The 16,874-nt window shown below is 39.8% G+C and carries 13 protein-coding genes and 1 riboswitch; of the genes, 12 read left to right on the plus strand and 1 reads right to left on the minus strand.

Annotated features, from left to right (window positions below; genetic code table 11):
• The first annotated feature begins 5 nt into the window (after positions 1 to 5).
• From polX to R4Z09_RS05980, 10 genes are all read left to right on the plus strand, one after another.
• On the plus strand, positions 6 to 1,715 hold the full coding sequence (gene polX, locus R4Z09_RS05935) for a DNA polymerase/3'-5' exonuclease PolX (protein ID WP_338451422.1): 1,710 nt from the start codon (positions 6 to 8) through the stop codon (positions 1,713 to 1,715).
• A 49-nt stretch (positions 1,716 to 1,764) separates the two neighbouring features.
• Positions 1,765 to 4,122: an endonuclease MutS2 gene (locus tag R4Z09_RS05940; RefSeq protein WP_338451423.1), complete on the plus strand. Its 2,358-nt coding sequence runs from the start codon at positions 1,765 to 1,767 to the stop codon at positions 4,120 to 4,122.
• Positions 4,123 to 4,139: 17 nt separating this feature from the next.
• On the plus strand, positions 4,140 to 4,547 hold the full coding sequence (locus R4Z09_RS05945; RefSeq protein ID WP_338451424.1) for a DUF350 domain-containing protein: 408 nt from the start codon (positions 4,140 to 4,142) through the stop codon (positions 4,545 to 4,547).
• Positions 4,548 to 4,769: 222 nt separating this feature from the next.
• Positions 4,770 to 6,470, plus strand: a complete 1,701-nt coding sequence (locus R4Z09_RS05950; RefSeq protein ID WP_338451425.1) for an AMP-binding protein — start codon at positions 4,770 to 4,772, stop codon at positions 6,468 to 6,470.
• Positions 6,471 to 6,645: 175 nt separating this feature from the next.
• Entirely contained in the window at positions 6,646 to 7,419 is a 774-nt protein-coding gene (locus R4Z09_RS05955; RefSeq protein ID WP_338451426.1) for an enoyl-CoA hydratase, read from the plus strand.
• Positions 7,420 to 7,506: 87 nt separating this feature from the next.
• Complete coding sequence (locus tag R4Z09_RS05960) at positions 7,507 to 8,280, plus strand: electron transfer flavoprotein subunit beta/FixA family protein (protein ID WP_338451427.1); 774 nt, start codon at positions 7,507 to 7,509, stop codon at positions 8,278 to 8,280.
• 36 nt (positions 8,281 to 8,316) lie between these two features.
• A complete protein-coding gene (locus tag R4Z09_RS05965) occupies positions 8,317 to 9,294 on the plus strand; it encodes an electron transfer flavoprotein subunit alpha/FixB family protein (protein WP_338451428.1) in 978 nt (325 codons plus the stop codon).
• A 172-nt stretch (positions 9,295 to 9,466) separates the two neighbouring features.
• Complete coding sequence (trxA, locus tag R4Z09_RS05970) at positions 9,467 to 9,781, plus strand: thioredoxin (RefSeq protein ID WP_338451429.1); 315 nt, start codon at positions 9,467 to 9,469, stop codon at positions 9,779 to 9,781.
• A gap of 163 nt (positions 9,782 to 9,944) precedes the next feature.
• Positions 9,945 to 11,717: an excinuclease ABC subunit UvrC gene (gene uvrC / locus R4Z09_RS05975; protein ID WP_338451430.1), complete on the plus strand. Its 1,773-nt coding sequence runs from the start codon at positions 9,945 to 9,947 to the stop codon at positions 11,715 to 11,717.
• A 68-nt stretch (positions 11,718 to 11,785) separates the two neighbouring features.
• Positions 11,786 to 11,964, plus strand: a riboswitch (Lysine riboswitch).
• 166 nt (positions 11,965 to 12,130) lie between these two features.
• A complete protein-coding gene (locus R4Z09_RS05980) occupies positions 12,131 to 13,357 on the plus strand; it encodes an aspartate kinase (protein ID WP_338451431.1) in 1,227 nt (408 codons plus the stop codon).
• A 192-nt stretch (positions 13,358 to 13,549) separates the two neighbouring features.
• Here the strand turns inward: R4Z09_RS05980 and R4Z09_RS05985 are convergent, their stop codons facing one another.
• Entirely contained in the window at positions 13,550 to 14,014 is a 465-nt protein-coding gene (locus R4Z09_RS05985) for a YslB family protein (RefSeq protein ID WP_338451432.1), read from the minus strand.
• 379 nt (positions 14,015 to 14,393) lie between these two features.
• Here R4Z09_RS05985 and R4Z09_RS05990 point away from each other — a divergent pair, with 379 nt between their 5' ends.
• Together R4Z09_RS05990 and sdhA are read left to right on the plus strand one after the other, a co-directional pair.
• Positions 14,394 to 15,002, plus strand: a complete 609-nt coding sequence (locus R4Z09_RS05990; protein WP_338451433.1) for a succinate dehydrogenase cytochrome b558 subunit — start codon at positions 14,394 to 14,396, stop codon at positions 15,000 to 15,002.
• Between the two features lie 70 nt (positions 15,003 to 15,072).
• Positions 15,073 to 16,827 (plus strand): succinate dehydrogenase flavoprotein subunit, encoded by a 1,755-nt coding sequence (gene sdhA, locus R4Z09_RS05995; protein WP_338451434.1) that lies wholly within the window; start codon positions 15,073 to 15,075, stop codon positions 16,825 to 16,827.
• Positions 16,828 to 16,874 lie beyond the last annotated feature (47 nt).

The raw sequence follows: 16,874 nt of genomic DNA on the forward strand, positions 1-16,874 counted from the left end.
TAAAGATGACTAATAAAAAAGAAATCATTCGTTTATTGGAAACGATTGCGATTTATATGGAATTAAAAGGTGAAAATACCTTTAAAGTATCGGCATTCAGAAATGCAGCCCAATCATTGGAAGTACATGAAACAGCTTTGGAAGAGATAGCAGACTTTACCGCACTGCCGGGTATCGGAAAGGGAACAGCAGCGGTCATAGAAGAATATATGCAGGAAGGAAAATCCTCGGTTCTAAAAGAACTGCAGGAAAAGGTTCCAAAAGGCTTAATTCCATTGTTACAGCTGCCTGGCTTAGGGGGTAAAAAGATAGCGAGGCTGTACAAGGAATTGGGGATTGAAAATGCGGCGGACCTTGAGAATGCATGCCGGGAACATAAGATACAAGGATTAACCGGTTTTGGTAAAAAATCTGAAGAAAATATTTTAACTGCTCTCCTAAAGGCAGGAGGGAGGCCGGATCGGCTTCCGCTTGCGTTCATGCTGCCACTTGCGGAAAAAATTGAAGCCGCGCTGGCACAAATGGGGGGAGTTGTGCAATTTTCACGTGCAGGCAGCCTGCGCAGAACGAAAGAAACGATAAAGGACCTTGACTTTATTATTTCCACGGAAAATCCCTTAGTGGTGAAAGAGCAGCTGTTAAACTTGGCAGATATAAAGGATATTATTGCCGCGGGTGATACGAAGGTATCAATCGTATTGGACAATGGTTATGAAGTATCGATTGATTTCAGGCTGGTACGTCCGGCAGAATTTGCGACCACTCTGCATCATTTTACTGGATCAAAGGAGCATAATGTCCGGATGAGGCAGCTTGCAAAGGCAAAAGGAGAAAAAATCAGCGAGTACGGGGTCCAAACTGAAAATGGTGACGTTCTAACATTTACATCAGAGGCTGAGTTTTATGCTCACTTTGATCTGCCGTTAATCCCGCCGGAAATGAGGGAAGACGGGAGAGAAGTTGATGAGTACAAAGAAAATTACGGTTTGATTTCCTTGGCTGACATTAAAGGGGATCTCCATATGCATACGACCTGGAGTGATGGAGCCCATTCGATTGAAGAAATGGTGGAGGCATGCCGGGCGAAAGGCTATCAATATATGGCGATTACCGATCATTCACAATATTTAAAGGTAGCAAACGGCTTAACAGCTGACAGGCTCCGTAAACAAAAAGAAGAAATTCACCGCTTAAATGAGAAATATGAAGATATTACGATTCTTGCCGGAGTGGAAATGGATATCTTACCAGATGGTACGTTAGATTACGATGACCAATTGTTAGAGGAAATGGATTTTGTCATTGCCTCCATCCATTCAGCTTTTTCTCAGCCAAAGGAAAAAATCATGGAACGGTTAAAAACGGCTTTAAATAATTCTAACGTAGATTTGATTGCCCATCCTACCGGAAGGAAGATTGGAAAGAGAGAAGGTTATCCGGTCGATATCGATTTACTAATTGAATTAGCAAAAGAAACGAATACGGCACTAGAGTTAAACGCAAATCCCAATCGATTAGACTTATCTGCTGACCATATTCAAAAAGCGCAGGCAGCAGGAGTGAAAATCATGATTAATACGGATGCCCACAAGCTGGAAACACTGGATCATATGAAAATAGGTGTATCGACAGCCAAAAAGGGCTGGATAAAAAAAACTAGTGTAATAAATACATGGGATAAGGATGCATTGATGGCTTATCTCAATGAACGGTAATAATGGAAGGCAAAACAAGCTTTTTAAAATAGAGGGAGGAAATAACTCCATGCAGCAAAAGGTTCTAAAGGTACTAGAATTTGATAAAGTGAAGGCGCAGCTTCTCGAGCATGTATCGTCATCATTAGGAAGGGAGCTCGCTGAACAGCTGATGCCTTCTACAGATTTTGTAGAAGTGGTAAAAAGGCAGGAAGAAACAGATGAAGCGGCAAAAGTATTCCGCATTAAAGCCAATATTCCTTTAGGTGGGATTTTTGATATTCGCCCGCATATTAAGCGTGCTGTTATTGGAGGCATGCTGAGTTCGCATGAATTAATGCAGGTAGCCAGTACAGTCCATACCAGCAGACGAATGAAACGATTTATTGAAGAGTTTTCTGAGGAAGATGGAGATATTCCCCTTCTACTCGAGAAAGCAGGAAGGATCATTGTTCTTGCAGAATTAGAACAATCGATTAATAATGCTATTGACGATAACGGAGAAGTTCTCGACAGTGCAAGTGAAACACTGCGTTCACTTAGAAACCAGCTTCGCACGAAAGAGGCAAGGGTACGGGAACGTCTGGAAAGTATGATCCGTTCTTCAAGTGCCCAGAAAATGCTTTCTGATGCGATTGTAACCATTCGTAATGATCGGTTTGTTATTCCGGTTAAGCAGGAATATCGTGCCCATTACGGCGGAATTATCCACGATCAAAGCTCTTCAGGACAAACGCTTTTTATTGAGCCGCAGGCGATTGTTGAGCTAAATAATGATATCCAAAACATTCGTGTCAAGGAACAACAAGAAATAGAGCGGATCCTCATCATGCTGTCTGCCCAAACAGGAGAGTATAGCTTTGAACTTGAAACCATTGTAGAGATTCTTGCCGATGTGGATTTTATGTTTGCAAAAGCACGTTATAGCAATAGGATTAAAGCAACGAAGCCAATCATGAACCATGAAGGGCGGATTTCCTTAGTCAAAGCCCGCCATCCCTTAATTCCAATTGATGAAGTAGTGGCGAATGATGTTACCCTTGGAAAGGACTTTACAACGATTGTTATAACAGGTCCAAATACAGGCGGAAAAACAGTTACACTTAAAACCGTCGGCCTCTGTTCTTTAATGGCCCAGGCTGGTTTGCAGATTCCTGCATTAGATGGATCGGAAATGGCTGTTTTTGGTGCTGTTTATGCCGATATTGGCGATGAACAATCAATTGAACAGAGCCTAAGTACATTTTCTTCACATATGGTTAATATTGTTGAAATATTAAAAAGTGTAGACTTTGAAAGCCTTGTATTATTTGATGAGCTTGGTGCAGGAACGGATCCGCAGGAAGGTGCAGCATTGGCAATTTCAATATTAGATGAAGTGAATAGAAGAGGAGCCCGGGTGATTGCAACAACCCATTATCCTGAATTAAAAGCATATGGGTATAATCGAGAAGGAGTTGTCAATGCCAGCGTCGAATTTGATATTGAAACACTTAGTCCGACCTACCGTTTATTGATTGGTGTTCCGGGTCGAAGTAATGCATTTGAAATTTCAAAGCGTCTTGGCTTAAGTGACCGTGTGATTGAAAAGGCCCGTTCTTTTATTGGTACTGACAGCCACCAGGTTGAAAATATGATTGCTTCGTTAGAAAGTAGCAAGCGTGAAGCAGAAAAGGAATTACAGGAAGCGAATGAGATTCTGAAAAATGCCGAAATGCTTCAAAAAGACTTGCAAAAGCAAATGATGGAGTACTACGAAAAGAAAGATACGCTGTATGACAAAGCAACAGATGAAGCCCGTGATATTATTGATAGGGCCAAAAGAGAAGCAGAAGGTATTATTCATGATCTGAGAAAAATGCGCCATGAAAAACAGGCTGAGATAAAAGAGCATGAATTAATTGATGCACAGAGAAAATTAAACGAGGCTGCTCCGAAAGAAAGAAAATCGAGAGCTCTGACAGAAAAGAAAACAAAAAAACATGTGTACAAACCGGGTGATGAAGTAAAAGTATTAAGCTTTGATCAAAAAGGTACACTTCTTGAGAAAGTATCAACCGATACGTGGCAGGTCCAAATAGGAATATTAAAGATGAAAGTTGAGGAAAAAGATCTCGAGTTTATTAAGACGCCGAAAGTAGTGGAAACAAAACCACTTGCAACGGTAAAAGGAAAAGACTTTCATGTTAGTCTTGAATTGGATCTCCGTGGAGAAAGATATGAAAATGCCCTTTCCAGGGTTGAAAAGTATATTGATGATGCATTACTGGCTGGATATCCTCGTGTGTCGATAATACACGGCAAGGGGACGGGAGCGTTGCGGCAGGGTGTACAGGAATATTTACGTAATCATCGTGCCGTCAAGAATATACGCTTCGGCGATCATGGGGAAGGCGGTACGGGTGTCACGATAGTGGAGTTTAAATAGCGGGCGGTGAGGCTTAGATGAATCAATTTTGGGAGAACCAATATGTTCAAACAGCTGCCAATTACAGCGTTGTTATACTTTGTATCATTGTTTTCTTAGCTGTATTTGAACTGGTGACAAAGTATAGAAATTGGTCGGAAATAAAAAAGGGAAATTTGGCAGTAGCCATGGCCACCGGAGGAAAAATATTCGGCATCACGAATATTTTCCGTTTCTCCATTGAACATAATAATACTTTGCTGACAATGGTGGGCTGGGGAGTGTTCGGTTTTCTTCTTCTACTTGTTGGATATTTTATTTTTGAGTTTTTAACTCCAACCTTCAAAATAGATGATGAAATTGAGAAGGATAACCGAGCAGTCGGCTTGATTTCGATGGTCATTTCGATCGGTCTATCTTATGTTATTGGAGCAAGTATCACATAAAGGGAGAGCATAAAGTGGAAAAACTCGCAAAAATACTATTGATTTGCTGTGGTATTTTTTTATTGATTGGGATTATTTATATGGTATTTTTTGTTTAATAGAAAAACGAACCTGTATCGAAGCGGGTTCGTTTTTTTGTGTTCTAATTAGAGGCAAGGAATCCATATATATAAATAAAAAAGAATCGTTTGCATAGGTTTGTCACGAAAAAGGAGGGCCATCATGAGTGAAAAGCCGTGGCTTCAACTTTATCCGGAGGAAATCCCTCCACAGTTAAATTACGACAATAAACCGCTTCAAGATTATTTAAAAAGTACAGCAGCTGAATTTCCAAATAAAAAAGCTATCCATTTCTTAGGCAAAGAATTTACATTTCAATATATATATGAGGCTGCTGTGAAGCTGGCAGGATATTTACAGGAAATCGGTATCAAAAAGGGTGATCGCATAGCGATCATGCTTCCTAATTGCCCGCAGGCAGTGATTTCTTTCTACGGCATCTTGATGGCCGGCGGAATTGTCGTTGAAACTAATCCCCTGTACACAGAGCGTGAACTGCAATACCAATTGAATGACTCCGGTACAAAATTGATTATTACCCTGGATATTTTGTTTCCGAGGGTAACGAAAGTGAAAGCAAGTACAAATTTACAACATATCGTTGTAACCACTATCAAGGATTTCCTTCCCTTCCCAAAAAACATCATCTACCCTTTTCTCCAGAAAAAACAGTATGGTCTTGTTGTGAATGTAAAGCACGGGAATAATAACCATTTATTGAAAGAAATATTAAAAGGGCCGAATGCTGCCTATATAGAAAATAACCTACATCATGAAGAGGATATTGCACTTCTCCAATATTCAGGAGGAACAACCGGTTTCCCTAAGGGAGTCATGCTGACACACAAAAATCTTGTTGCAAATGTTTCCATGTGTTCTGCCTGGCTATATAAATGTAAACGCGGTGAGGAAATCATCCTCGGTATTATTCCATTTTTTCACGTGTATGGAATCACAACATTAATGATACTAGCTGTTATGGAAGCCCACAAAATGGTCTTACTGCCTAAGTTTGACGCGGAAACAACTTTAAAGACGATTCACAAACAGCGTCCGACCTTATTTCCGGGAGCACCTACGATCTATATTGGGCTCTTGAATCATCCTGATTTGAAAAAATATGATATATCATCCATTGATTCCTGTCTTAGCGGTTCTGCACCATTACCAGTTGAAGTACAGCAGCAATTTGAGCAGGAAACCGGCGGGAAACTGGTGGAGGGTTATGGATTAACAGAGGCTTCACCGGTTACACATGCAAACTTCCTATGGGGCCGAAGAAAACCGGGGAGTATTGGGGTACCGTGGCCTGATACAGAAGCACAAATCGTCTCCTTGGAAGATGGGGAGTCACTTCCTCCGAGAGAAATCGGTGAAATCACCATTAAAGGTCCGCAAATCATGAAAGGCTATTGGAATAAACAGGAAGAAACAGAAAATATCATTCGAGACGGCTGGCTTTTTACAGGGGATCTAGGGTATATGGACGAAGAAGGGTATTTCTATGTGGTTGATCGGAAAAAAGATATGATTATTGCAGGCGGGTTTAATGTCTACCCGAGGGAAGTAGAGGAAGTCTTGTATGAGCATCCACATATACAAGAAGTAGTGGTTGCAGGTGTACCCGACCCATATCGCGGTGAAACAGTAAAAGCCTATATTGTGTTAAAGAAGAACACCTTTGTGACAGAGCAGGAGCTTAATGAGTTTTCGCGTAAATATCTCGCTGCTTATAAAGTACCGCGAATATATGAATTTCGTGATGAGTTACCAAAAAGTACAGTTGGAAAAATTTTACGCAGAGTGCTTATTGATGAAGAAAGAAATAACCTTGAAAATGTCGAGGACAATGAACAAGAGTGAAAAAGGCCGGAATTCATACCGGCTTTCCTTCTGAGTAAGATTACGGATAGATATTTATGTCAGACTAGCCTGTGAATTTGGAAAATAGAAGGAATAATACACATAATGATAGAAATTATGAATGAACTATGTAAAACATTTGGTAACAGAAAATGAGAAGTTAGGTGGTGTTCAAGTGGAGTTTGTAATGTGGAGTTATCAGGATCGAGTAGCAAAGATTACACTTAAGAGACCGCCCGCAAATGCGCTTTCTTCAATTTCACTAAAGGAACTCTCATCAGTACTGGATCAAATTGAGAAAAGTGATGAAATCAGAGCAGTCATTATTCATGGGGAAGGCCGTTTTTTTTCTGCAGGTGCCGATATTAAAGAGTTTACTAGTATAGAATCTACGGAACAATTTGCCCAATATGGCAAGTATGGTCAAGCATTATTTGAGAGAATTGAAACCTTTTGCAAACCGATTATTGCTTGCATCCATGGAGCTGCACTTGGAGGCGGGTTGGAATTAGCAATGGCCTGCCATTTTAGAATAGCGGCTGAGGATGCAAAGCTTGGTTTACCTGAGCTGCAGCTTGGGTTAATTCCGGGATTTGCTGGAACACAAAGGCTTCCAAGATATGTCGGGGCTGCCAGAGCAGCGGAAATGCTGTATACAAGTCAAGCCATTACAGGGAAAGAAGCCGTTCAATACGGACTAGTTAATCATGCCTTTCCTGAAAAAGAACTGCTTAATAAAACGGAGGAAATGGCTAAATTAATTGCTAAGAAAAGTCCTGCCTCCATCAAAGCAGTCATTACACTACTAAATGCTGCAAAAACAAAAGAGTATTATGCAGGAGTAGAAAAAGAAGCTGAGCTTTTTGGTGAAGTGTTCTCTTCAAATGATGCAAAAGAAGGTATCTCTGCATTTATAGAGAAAAGACAGCCGAAGTTCAAAGGGAACTGATGAATGGGTGGTATAGCTTTTTTGTTAATAATATACAGAATATTTATAAAAATTTTAATTCTACTAAGATAACGGGAGGTAATCAAGATGAATATATATGTCCTTATGAAAAGAACCTTTGATACGGAAGAGAAAATTACACTTTCTAGCGGAGGCATCAATGAAGACGGTGCGGAATTTATTATCAATCCATATGATGAGTATGCCATAGAAGAAGCAATCCAAGTGAGAGATGCTCATGGCGGAGAAGTAACAGTTATTTCTGTCGGCAGCCAAGATGCAGTAACACAACTCCGTACGGCATTAGCGATGGGAGCAGATAAAGCAGTGCTAATCAATACAGAAGATACGGTTGAACATGGGGACCAGTATACAACGGCGAAAATCATTGCGGAGTATTTAAAGGATAAGTCACCTGACTTAATTCTAGGCGGAAATGTTGCAATTGATGGCGGTTCTGGTCAAGTAGGACCAAGGGTGGCTGAACTGCTTGGAATTAATTATGTAACAACAATAACAAAGCTTGAAATAGATGGAAACCGTGCCACTGTTGTACGAGATGTGGAAGGGAATTCCGAAGTAATTGAAACAAATTTGCCATTATTAGTGACTGCACAACAGGGTTTAAATGAGCCTCGATATCCTTCATTACCAGGGATTATGAAGGCCAAGAAAAAACCGCTGGCAGAACTTGAATTAGATGATTTGGACCTTGACGAGGATGAAGTTGCAGCGAAAACAAAAACAATAGAGATTTTTCTGCCACCGAAAAAGGAAGCAGGACGTCTGCTGCAGGGTGAGTTGGAACAACAAGCAAAAGAATTAGTGCAGCTGCTTCATAGTGAAGCGAAAGTGATTTAAGTGAAAGAACAAAATACCCGGGAGGTAATAATGCCTATGTCGAAGAAAATACTTGTACTTGGTGAGGTTCGTGATGGTTCCCTACGTAATGTTTCGTTTGAAGCAGTAGCAGCTGCTAAAGCAGCCGCCCAAGGTGGCGAGGTAGTAGGAGTATTAGTCGGACAATCAGTCCATTCTTTAGGCAATGACTTGATTCAACATGGTGCAGACCGTGTTGTAACGGTGGAACATGTACAATTAGCCCAATATACATCAGATGGATATGCCCAGGCCCTTTTAGCTGTTATCCAGGATGTCAATCCGGATGGGATCATTTTCGGTCATACAGCCCTAGGAAAAGATTTAGCACCGAAGCTGGCAGCAAAATTAAATTCGGGTTTAATCTCAGATGTTACGGCGATTGAGGAAGCGGGAGGTAATATTATTTTTACCCGCCCGATCTATTCAGGAAAAGCTTTCGAAAAGAAAATGATTACGGATGGACTAATGTTTGCTACGATTCGTCCGAATAATATTGCTCCACTTGAGAAGGATGAGTCCAAAACAGGCGATATTTCCTCTTTGCAGGCAGATATTAAGGATTTACGCTCCATCATCAAAGAGGTTGTACAAAAAGCAAGTACAGGTGTAGATCTTTCCGAAGCCAAAGTCATTGTGGCCGGCGGACGCGGTGTAAAGAGTAAAGAGGGATTTGAACCGTTAAAAGAATTGGCTAAAGTGTTAGGCGGCGCAGTCGGAGCATCCCGAGGTGCTTGTGATGCAGATTATTGTGATTATTCCCTGCAGATTGGACAGACGGGAAAAGTGGTCACACCTGATTTGTACATTGCCTGCGGGATTTCCGGTGCCATTCAGCATTTAGCCGGAATGTCTAATTCCAAAGTCATTGTAGCTATTAATAAAGACCCTGAAGCAAATATTTTTAATGTTGCCGACTATGGCATTGTTGGTGATCTATTTGAAGTTGTTCCGATGCTGACGGAGGAGTTTAGAAAACTGCTTATTAAAGCATAAATAGGGTCCTGTAAAAAGAAAGCGAGCGGAAAGCCAAACCGTTCGCTTTTGTGTTTTAGAGCGTTAATTTTTGGACATACTACCTCCGATGAGGCAAAATGTTAGCAAGATGATTGTAACGATGATATACTTTCATTAGAATTTTAAGTTATTCGAGGAGGAAATTGTTAAAATGGCTATAACACATGCAACTGATCAAACGTTTGCAACTGAAACAGGTTCTGGCTTAGTGCTTGTTGATTTCTGGGCACCATGGTGTGGACCTTGTAAAATGATTGCACCTGTTTTAGAAGATCTTGATTCTGAAATCGGCGACAAAGTGAAAATCGTTAAAGTAGATGTTGATGAAAATCAAGAAACTGCTGCTAAATTTGGCGTTATGAGTATTCCAACTCTAATCGTACTAAAAGAAGGCGAAGTAGTTGATAAAGTAGTGGGCTTCCAGCCAAAAGAAGCACTTGCTGAACGTTTACAACAACAATTTTAATTTAAAGCTTCAATCAGATAAATACAGTTAAAACGTCCCGCTAGCGTATGATGTTAGCGGGTTTTTTACATTTTCTTTTTTACTGCTTATGTCCTTTCCTACTTGCCCAACTACTCTTCGAACAACTAAAATGAAAAAAGAAATGACAAAGGAGGGAGCCCTGATGAATGATACAATCAAGAATAAACTCACATTATTGCCTGAACAGCCTGGTTGTTATTTAATGAAAGACCGCCAGGGAACAATCATTTATGTCGGGAAAGCAAAAATTCTCAAAAATCGTGTGCGGTCCTATTTCACAGGTTCCCATGATGGAAAAACATTAAGACTTGTAAATGAAATCGAGGATTTTGAATATATCGTTACATCTTCCAATGTAGAGGCGCTGGTACTTGAGATCAATTTAATCAAAAAATATGATCCTAAGTACAATATCATGCTGAAGGATGATAAAAGCTATCCTTTTATTAAACTGACTACAGAAAGACATCCTAGACTGATTACAACAAGAAAAGTAAAGAAGGATAAAGGAAAATATTTTGGACCTTATCCAAACGTTCACTCGGCAAACGAGACGAAAAAGCTGCTTGACCGGATTTATCCATTGCGTAAATGTTCGACACTGCCCGACCGGGTCTGTTTATACTATCATTTAGACCAATGCCTGGCACCATGTGTCAACGAAGTAAATGAAGAGGAATACCGGAAAATAACCGATGAAATTATCCGGTTTTTAAATGGCGGTTATAAAGAAATTAAGAATGAATTAACAGAAAAAATGACGGCTGCAGCAGAAGAGCTTGATTTTGAAAGAGCAAAGGAATATCGAGACCGAATTGCTCATATTGAAGCAACAATGGAAAAGCAAAAAATGACGACGACAGATTTTACTGATCGTGATGTTTTTGGATATGCAGTGGATAAAGGCTGGATGTGTGTGCAGGTCTTTTTTATCAGACAGGGAAAGTTAATTGAACGTGATGTATCGATGTTTCCGTTTTATAATGAACCGGAAGAAGATATATTGACATTCTTGGGACAATTTTATACAAAAGAAAACCACTTTAAGCCTAAGGAGATTCTAGTTCCTGATACTGTATCAGCTGAAATAGCCGAGGAGGTATTACAGGTAAAAGTGCTGCGGCCGCAAAGAGGACAAAAGAAGGACTTAGTTAAGCTCGCCTGTAAAAATGCAAAAATTGCCCTTACGGAAAAGTTCTCGTTAATTGAACGGGATGAAGAGCGGACAATCAATGCCATCGAACGGCTTGGCCAGGCCATGGGAATTTATACGCCGCATCGCATTGAGTCATTTGATAACTCGAATATTCAAGGTACGAACCCGGTTTCTGCCATGATTGTTTTTATTGATGGAAAGCCGGAAAAAAAGGAATACCGGAAATATAAGATAAAGACTGTCCAAGGGCCGGATGATTATGAATCGATGCGTGAGGTTGTCCGGCGAAGATATACACGGGTTCTAAAAGAAGGATTGCCGTTTCCTGATTTAATTATTATTGATGGCGGGAAGGGACATATTGAAGCAGTTAGAGATGTATTAGAAAATGAACTGGGGATTGATGTACCAATTGCCGGATTGGCGAAGGATGAAAAGCATCGGACATCCCAGCTGTTATATGGAAATCCGCTTGAAGTAATAGATCTGGCGAGAAATAGTCAGGAATTTTATTTATTACAAAGGATACAAGATGAGGTTCACCGGTTTGCGATCACGTTTCATCGTCAATTAAGGGGGAAAAATGCTTTTCAATCCATACTTGATGATATTCCCGGCATAGGAGAGAAGCGAAAAAAACAATTGTTAAAAAAATTTGGCTCTGTGAAAAAGTTAAAGGAAGCGGCGCTTGAGGACATTGTCGCTGCCGGAATCCCACAGAATACAGCAAAAGCATTACTAGATAAACTCCAAGAATAATTGTCAGTATCCTAATAAATATGTTATAGTAAAATTAACTTTATAATTTTGGCACTATATAGTGTTGAAATGAAGGTAGAGGTGCGGGCTTCATGAGTAAAAATCCGGAGAAGGATGAGCTTCTGTGATGGATTTTAAAAGGGACGCTTGCCGAAGTAAGAAAGGACTCATTGCTTTTCTTGCTGGTTCTGTATTGAATAAATGCAGGATTGTCAAGACAAATTAGTCTTGGAGAGCTATCTCATTTTGTGTGCGTATTATTGGAATAATACTGGATTGTCACAGCAATGAGGTAGAGACTCATTGCTTTTTTTTGTGCTGTTCCATTCATGCGCATCCCGTATGAATGAGCTTCTTTCACAAGATAAGCAACTGCTCTAGGAAAAGAACGTACGATAGAAAGAAGGGAAATAATGGGGATTATTGTTCAAAAGTTTGGCGGTACGTCGGTTGGCAGTGTTGAGAAGATTAAAAATGTTGCCGAACGTGTTATTGAAGAGAAACAAAGAGGGCATGATGTAGTCGTTGTTGTTTCAGCGATGGGAAAAACGACAGATCAACTCGTTGTGATGGCAAATGAAATTTCAGATTATCCTAACAAAAGGGAAATGGATATGCTTTTGGCAACCGGTGAGCAGGTAACTATCTCGCTTTTAACGATGGCATTATTAGAAAAAGGATATGATGCCGTTTCCTATACTGGCTGGCAGGCAGGAATGACAACAGAATCTGTTCATGGGAATGCAAGGATTTTAAAAATCGATACAGAACGGATTGAGCGGCCCTTAAAAGAAGGGAAAATTGTAGTTGTAGCAGGCTTTCAGGGAATAACAGAAGATGGTGAAATTACGACATTAGGCCGTGGAGGCTCGGATACGACAGCTGTTGCATTAGCAGCTGCTTTAAAAGCAGATAAATGTGATATATATACAGATGTAACGGGTGTTTTTACGACGGATCCGCGTTATATCAAGGGCGCGCGTAAGCTGCAGTCTATTTCATATGATGAAATGCTAGAGCTTGCTCAGCTTGGGGCAAGTGTGTTACATCCAAGAGCCGTCGAATATGCAAAAAATTATTCCGTACCACTTGAAGTTCGTTCAAGTACGGAAAGAGAACCGGGAACCATCATTGAGGAGGAAGTGTCATTGGAGGAAAATCTAATTGTACGTGGACTGGCATTTGAAGATCAAATTACGAGAGTGACGATAAATGGTTTGTCAAATTCATTAACAGGACTTTCAGATGTGTTTACAACGTTGGCCAAACATCATATAAATGTAGATATTATTATTCAAAGTTTTTCAGATGAACGGACGAATCTGTCCTTTTCGATAAAAAGCAATGATTTAAAAGAAGCAATGGAGGTTTTGGAAAAGAATAAAAGCTTGTTTCCGTATGAAAAAATTGAGACTGAGTCAGGCTTAGCCAAGGTGTCAATCGTTGGTTCCGGTATGGTCTCGAATCCTGGTGTAGCGGCAGAGATGTTTGCGATTCTCTCTGAAGAAGGCATCCAAATAAAAATGGTAAGTACTTCTGAAATTAAAGTTTCAACTGTTATTGCTGACAGCCAGATGGTCCATGCCGTAGAATCCCTGCATGAGACCTTTGGACTTTCACACTCAACTGTCAGGGCATAAAGAAAAGCGCAAGCGCCTGATCAGCCTTAAGGCTGTAATAAGACAAGCCGGCATGAAGGTTGTTCTTTAACCTTCTTGACGGATTGGCTAGACCCAAGAGGGGCCGGCTGCTTGCGCTAGACCACTATCAAAGTCTAAAGATATACTTTTTATCGCATAAAGAAAAGAGGCTGTCTGTGTACAGCCTCCTTTTTAAGATACAATGTCTTTTTTATCCCATTTAATTGTAAAGAGGACTTTTGAAGACTTTTTTCGCGGGTGTTCAAATGCTTCGGAAATCACTTGCTTTTGTATTTCAATTTGTTCAGCTAGAAATCCAGCTTCCAATTGAAATTGATGTGAATCACGGGATTTTTTATTTTGCATGCGTTTTGAAATGATTGAACTTGTTAACTCTAATTCAAGTTCATTATTTGATTCCTTATTAATAGTTAAGATTCCCCAGCCTGCTTTATTGAAAAAGTCTATAATCTCTTCGAGGCTGTTAAGCGGGTATTTCCGTGCAAGCTTTTTACCTGCCCAATATAAAATCTCAGCGGTGTCATCTCCTAGTATTTCAGGTAATAACACCTTTCTTAGCAGTTCATAACCAAAAGCAGGAATGGTCTCTTCAGAGCTGACCTCTTGCTGTATCTCTGCAGCAGTACTTTTACTCAATGCGCTCCCCTCTTTCTACAACTCTATTATATACAATTTTCAATTTGAGTAAGCAAATGTGATGAAAAAAGAAGAATGGAAATCTGAGGGAAAAATGGATAATTTACTATGCTTCAACAAAATAAACCATAAATTTTGTTTGTTATAACGAATATTTGCAATAAGATTGAATTTTTTAAAAAAATTGTAGTAATTACGATAATTATGTAATTCGTTTTCTTGACCTATATTTCACTAGAGAGTAAAATGAAGTTGTCACACAATTGTAAGAAAATAAACTATTTACTTTTCTGATGTTGAGCGATTGCTCAAAATAAGCGGAGAGAAAACAGAAAAGTCAAAAATCACTATTTTTAAAAAACTAAGGGGGTAAAATGCAATGGCTGGAAATCGAGAGTATTTTAATCGCAGATTGCATTCATTACTAGGTGTTATACCTGTAGGATTATTCCTTACACAGCATCTAGTTGTGAATCACTTTGCTACAAAGGGAGAGGAGGCGTTTAACAATGCTTCTCACTTTATGGAAAGTCTTCCATTCAAGATCTTTTTAGAAGTTTTTATTATTTTCTTACCGTTATTATATCATGCAATTTATGGAGTCTATATTGCTTTCACAGCGAAAAATAATACTGGCAGATACACATTTTTCCGAAATTGGATGTTTATGCTGCAGCGTGTTACTGGTGTTATTACGTTTATTTTCGTTATTTGGCATGTGTGGGAAACAAGAATTGCAGCGGCATTTGGAGCAGAGGTTAATTTTCAAATGATGGAAGACATTCTGGCTAATCCATTTATGTTAGGATTCTACATAGTTGGTGTCGTTTCTGCTATCTTCCATTTTGCAAACGGTTTATGGTCATTCCTCGTAAGTTGGGGTATCACAATGACACCAAGATCACAACAGATTTCCACTTATGTTACAATGGTTATCTTCGTTGCACTTTCTATAGTGGGTGTTCGTGCTTTATTAGCTTTTGTATAATAGATACTGATGAATACAGTTTGATAGATTAAAGAACTAATGAACGTACTATGATTGGAGTGAGTTACGAATGTCGAAAGGGAAAGTTATCGTAGTCGGCGGTGGCCTTGCAGGTCTAATGGCGACAACAAAAATTGCAGAATCGGGAACAGCGGTTGACTTGTTCTCACTTGTACCGGTAAAACGCTCTCACTCTGTTTGTGCCCAGGGCGGTATTAATGGAGCAGTAAATACAAAAGGTGAAGGTGACTCTCCGTGGGTTCACTTTGATGATACTGTATACGGAGGAGACTTCCTAGCGAACCAGCCTCCAGTAAAAGCGATGACTGAGGCTGCACCAGGAATTATTCACTTATTTGACCGTATGGGAGTTATGTTTAACCGTACTCCTGAAGGATTACTAGATTTCCGCCGCTTCGGTGGAACGCAGCACCATAGAACAGCATTTGCTGGTGCAACGACTGGACAGCAATTACTATATGCTCTTGATGAACAAGTTAGAAGCCATGAGGTTTCTGGATTAGTTACAAAGTATGAAGGCTGGGAATTATTAAGCATCGTTGTCGATGATGAAGGAGTTTGCCGCGGTATTGTAGCTCAGAACCTTAAATCAATGGAAATTCAATCATTCTCAGCAGATGCCGTTATTTTGGCAACTGGCGGACCTGGAATTATCTTTGGTAAATCTACTAACTCTGTTATTAATACAGGATCAGCAGCAGCTATTGCTTACCAGCAAGGTGTTTACTATGCAAACGGAGAAATGATCCAAATCCATCCTACTGCCATTCCTGGGGATGACAAGCTTCGCTTAATGAGTGAATCTGCCCGTGGTGAAGGCGGACGTATTTGGACATACAAAGATGGTAAGCCATGGTATTTCTTAGAGGAAAAATATCCAGCGTACGGAAACCTAGTTCCAAGGGATATTGCAACACGTGAAATATTCGATGTTTGTATCAATCAGAAGCTCGGTATTAATGGGGAAAATATGGTTTATTTGGATCTTTCTCATAAGGATCCGCATGAACTTGATGTTAAATTAGGCGGTATCATTGAAATCTATGAGAAATTTACTGGTGATGATCCACGTAAACTTCCAATGAAAATTTTCCCTGCTGTTCACTATTCAATGGGTGGATTGTACGTCGATTATGATCAAATGACAAATATTCCAGGGCTATTTGCTGCTGGTGAATGTGATTATTCAATGCACGGAGCTAACCGTTTAGGAGCTAACTCTTTATTATCTGCAATCTATGGCGGAATGGTCGCAGGACCAAATGCTGTTCGCTATATTAATGGACTGGAAAAGAGCTCAGATGCTTTACCATCTACCATTTATGATCGTTATGTTAAAGAGGAAGAAGCTAAATGGAACAACATTATGTCCATGAATGGAACAGAGAATGCTTATGTGCTTCATAAAGAACTTGGAGAATGGATGACTGCAAACGTTACAGTTGTTCGTTACAATGATAAACTTCTTCAAACAGATGAAAAACTTCAAGAGCTTTTAGAACGCTATCAAAATATCAATATTAACGATACGGCTAAATGGAGCAACCAAGGTGCAGCATTTACTCGTCAGTTAGAGCATATGCTTCAGCTTGCACGTGTTATTACGATTGGAGCTTATAATCGTAATGAAAGCCGCGGTGCTCATTACAAGCCTGACTTCCCTGATCGTAATGATGAGGACTTCTTGAAAACAACAATGGCTAAATTCGTTGATAATAAGACAGCACCGGAATTCCATTATGAAGAGGTTGATGTATCACTTCTTAAGCCTCGTAAGAGAGACTATACGAAGAGCAGTCATTAATAGTAAAGTCACCGACAAGAATTAAAATTCAAAAAAGAGGGGAAATA

Origin of the sequence: Niallia oryzisoli, from assembly GCF_036670025.1 — a bacterium.
Classification (GTDB): domain Bacteria; phylum Bacillota; class Bacilli; order Bacillales; family Cytobacillaceae; genus Bacillus_BD; species Bacillus_BD oryzisoli.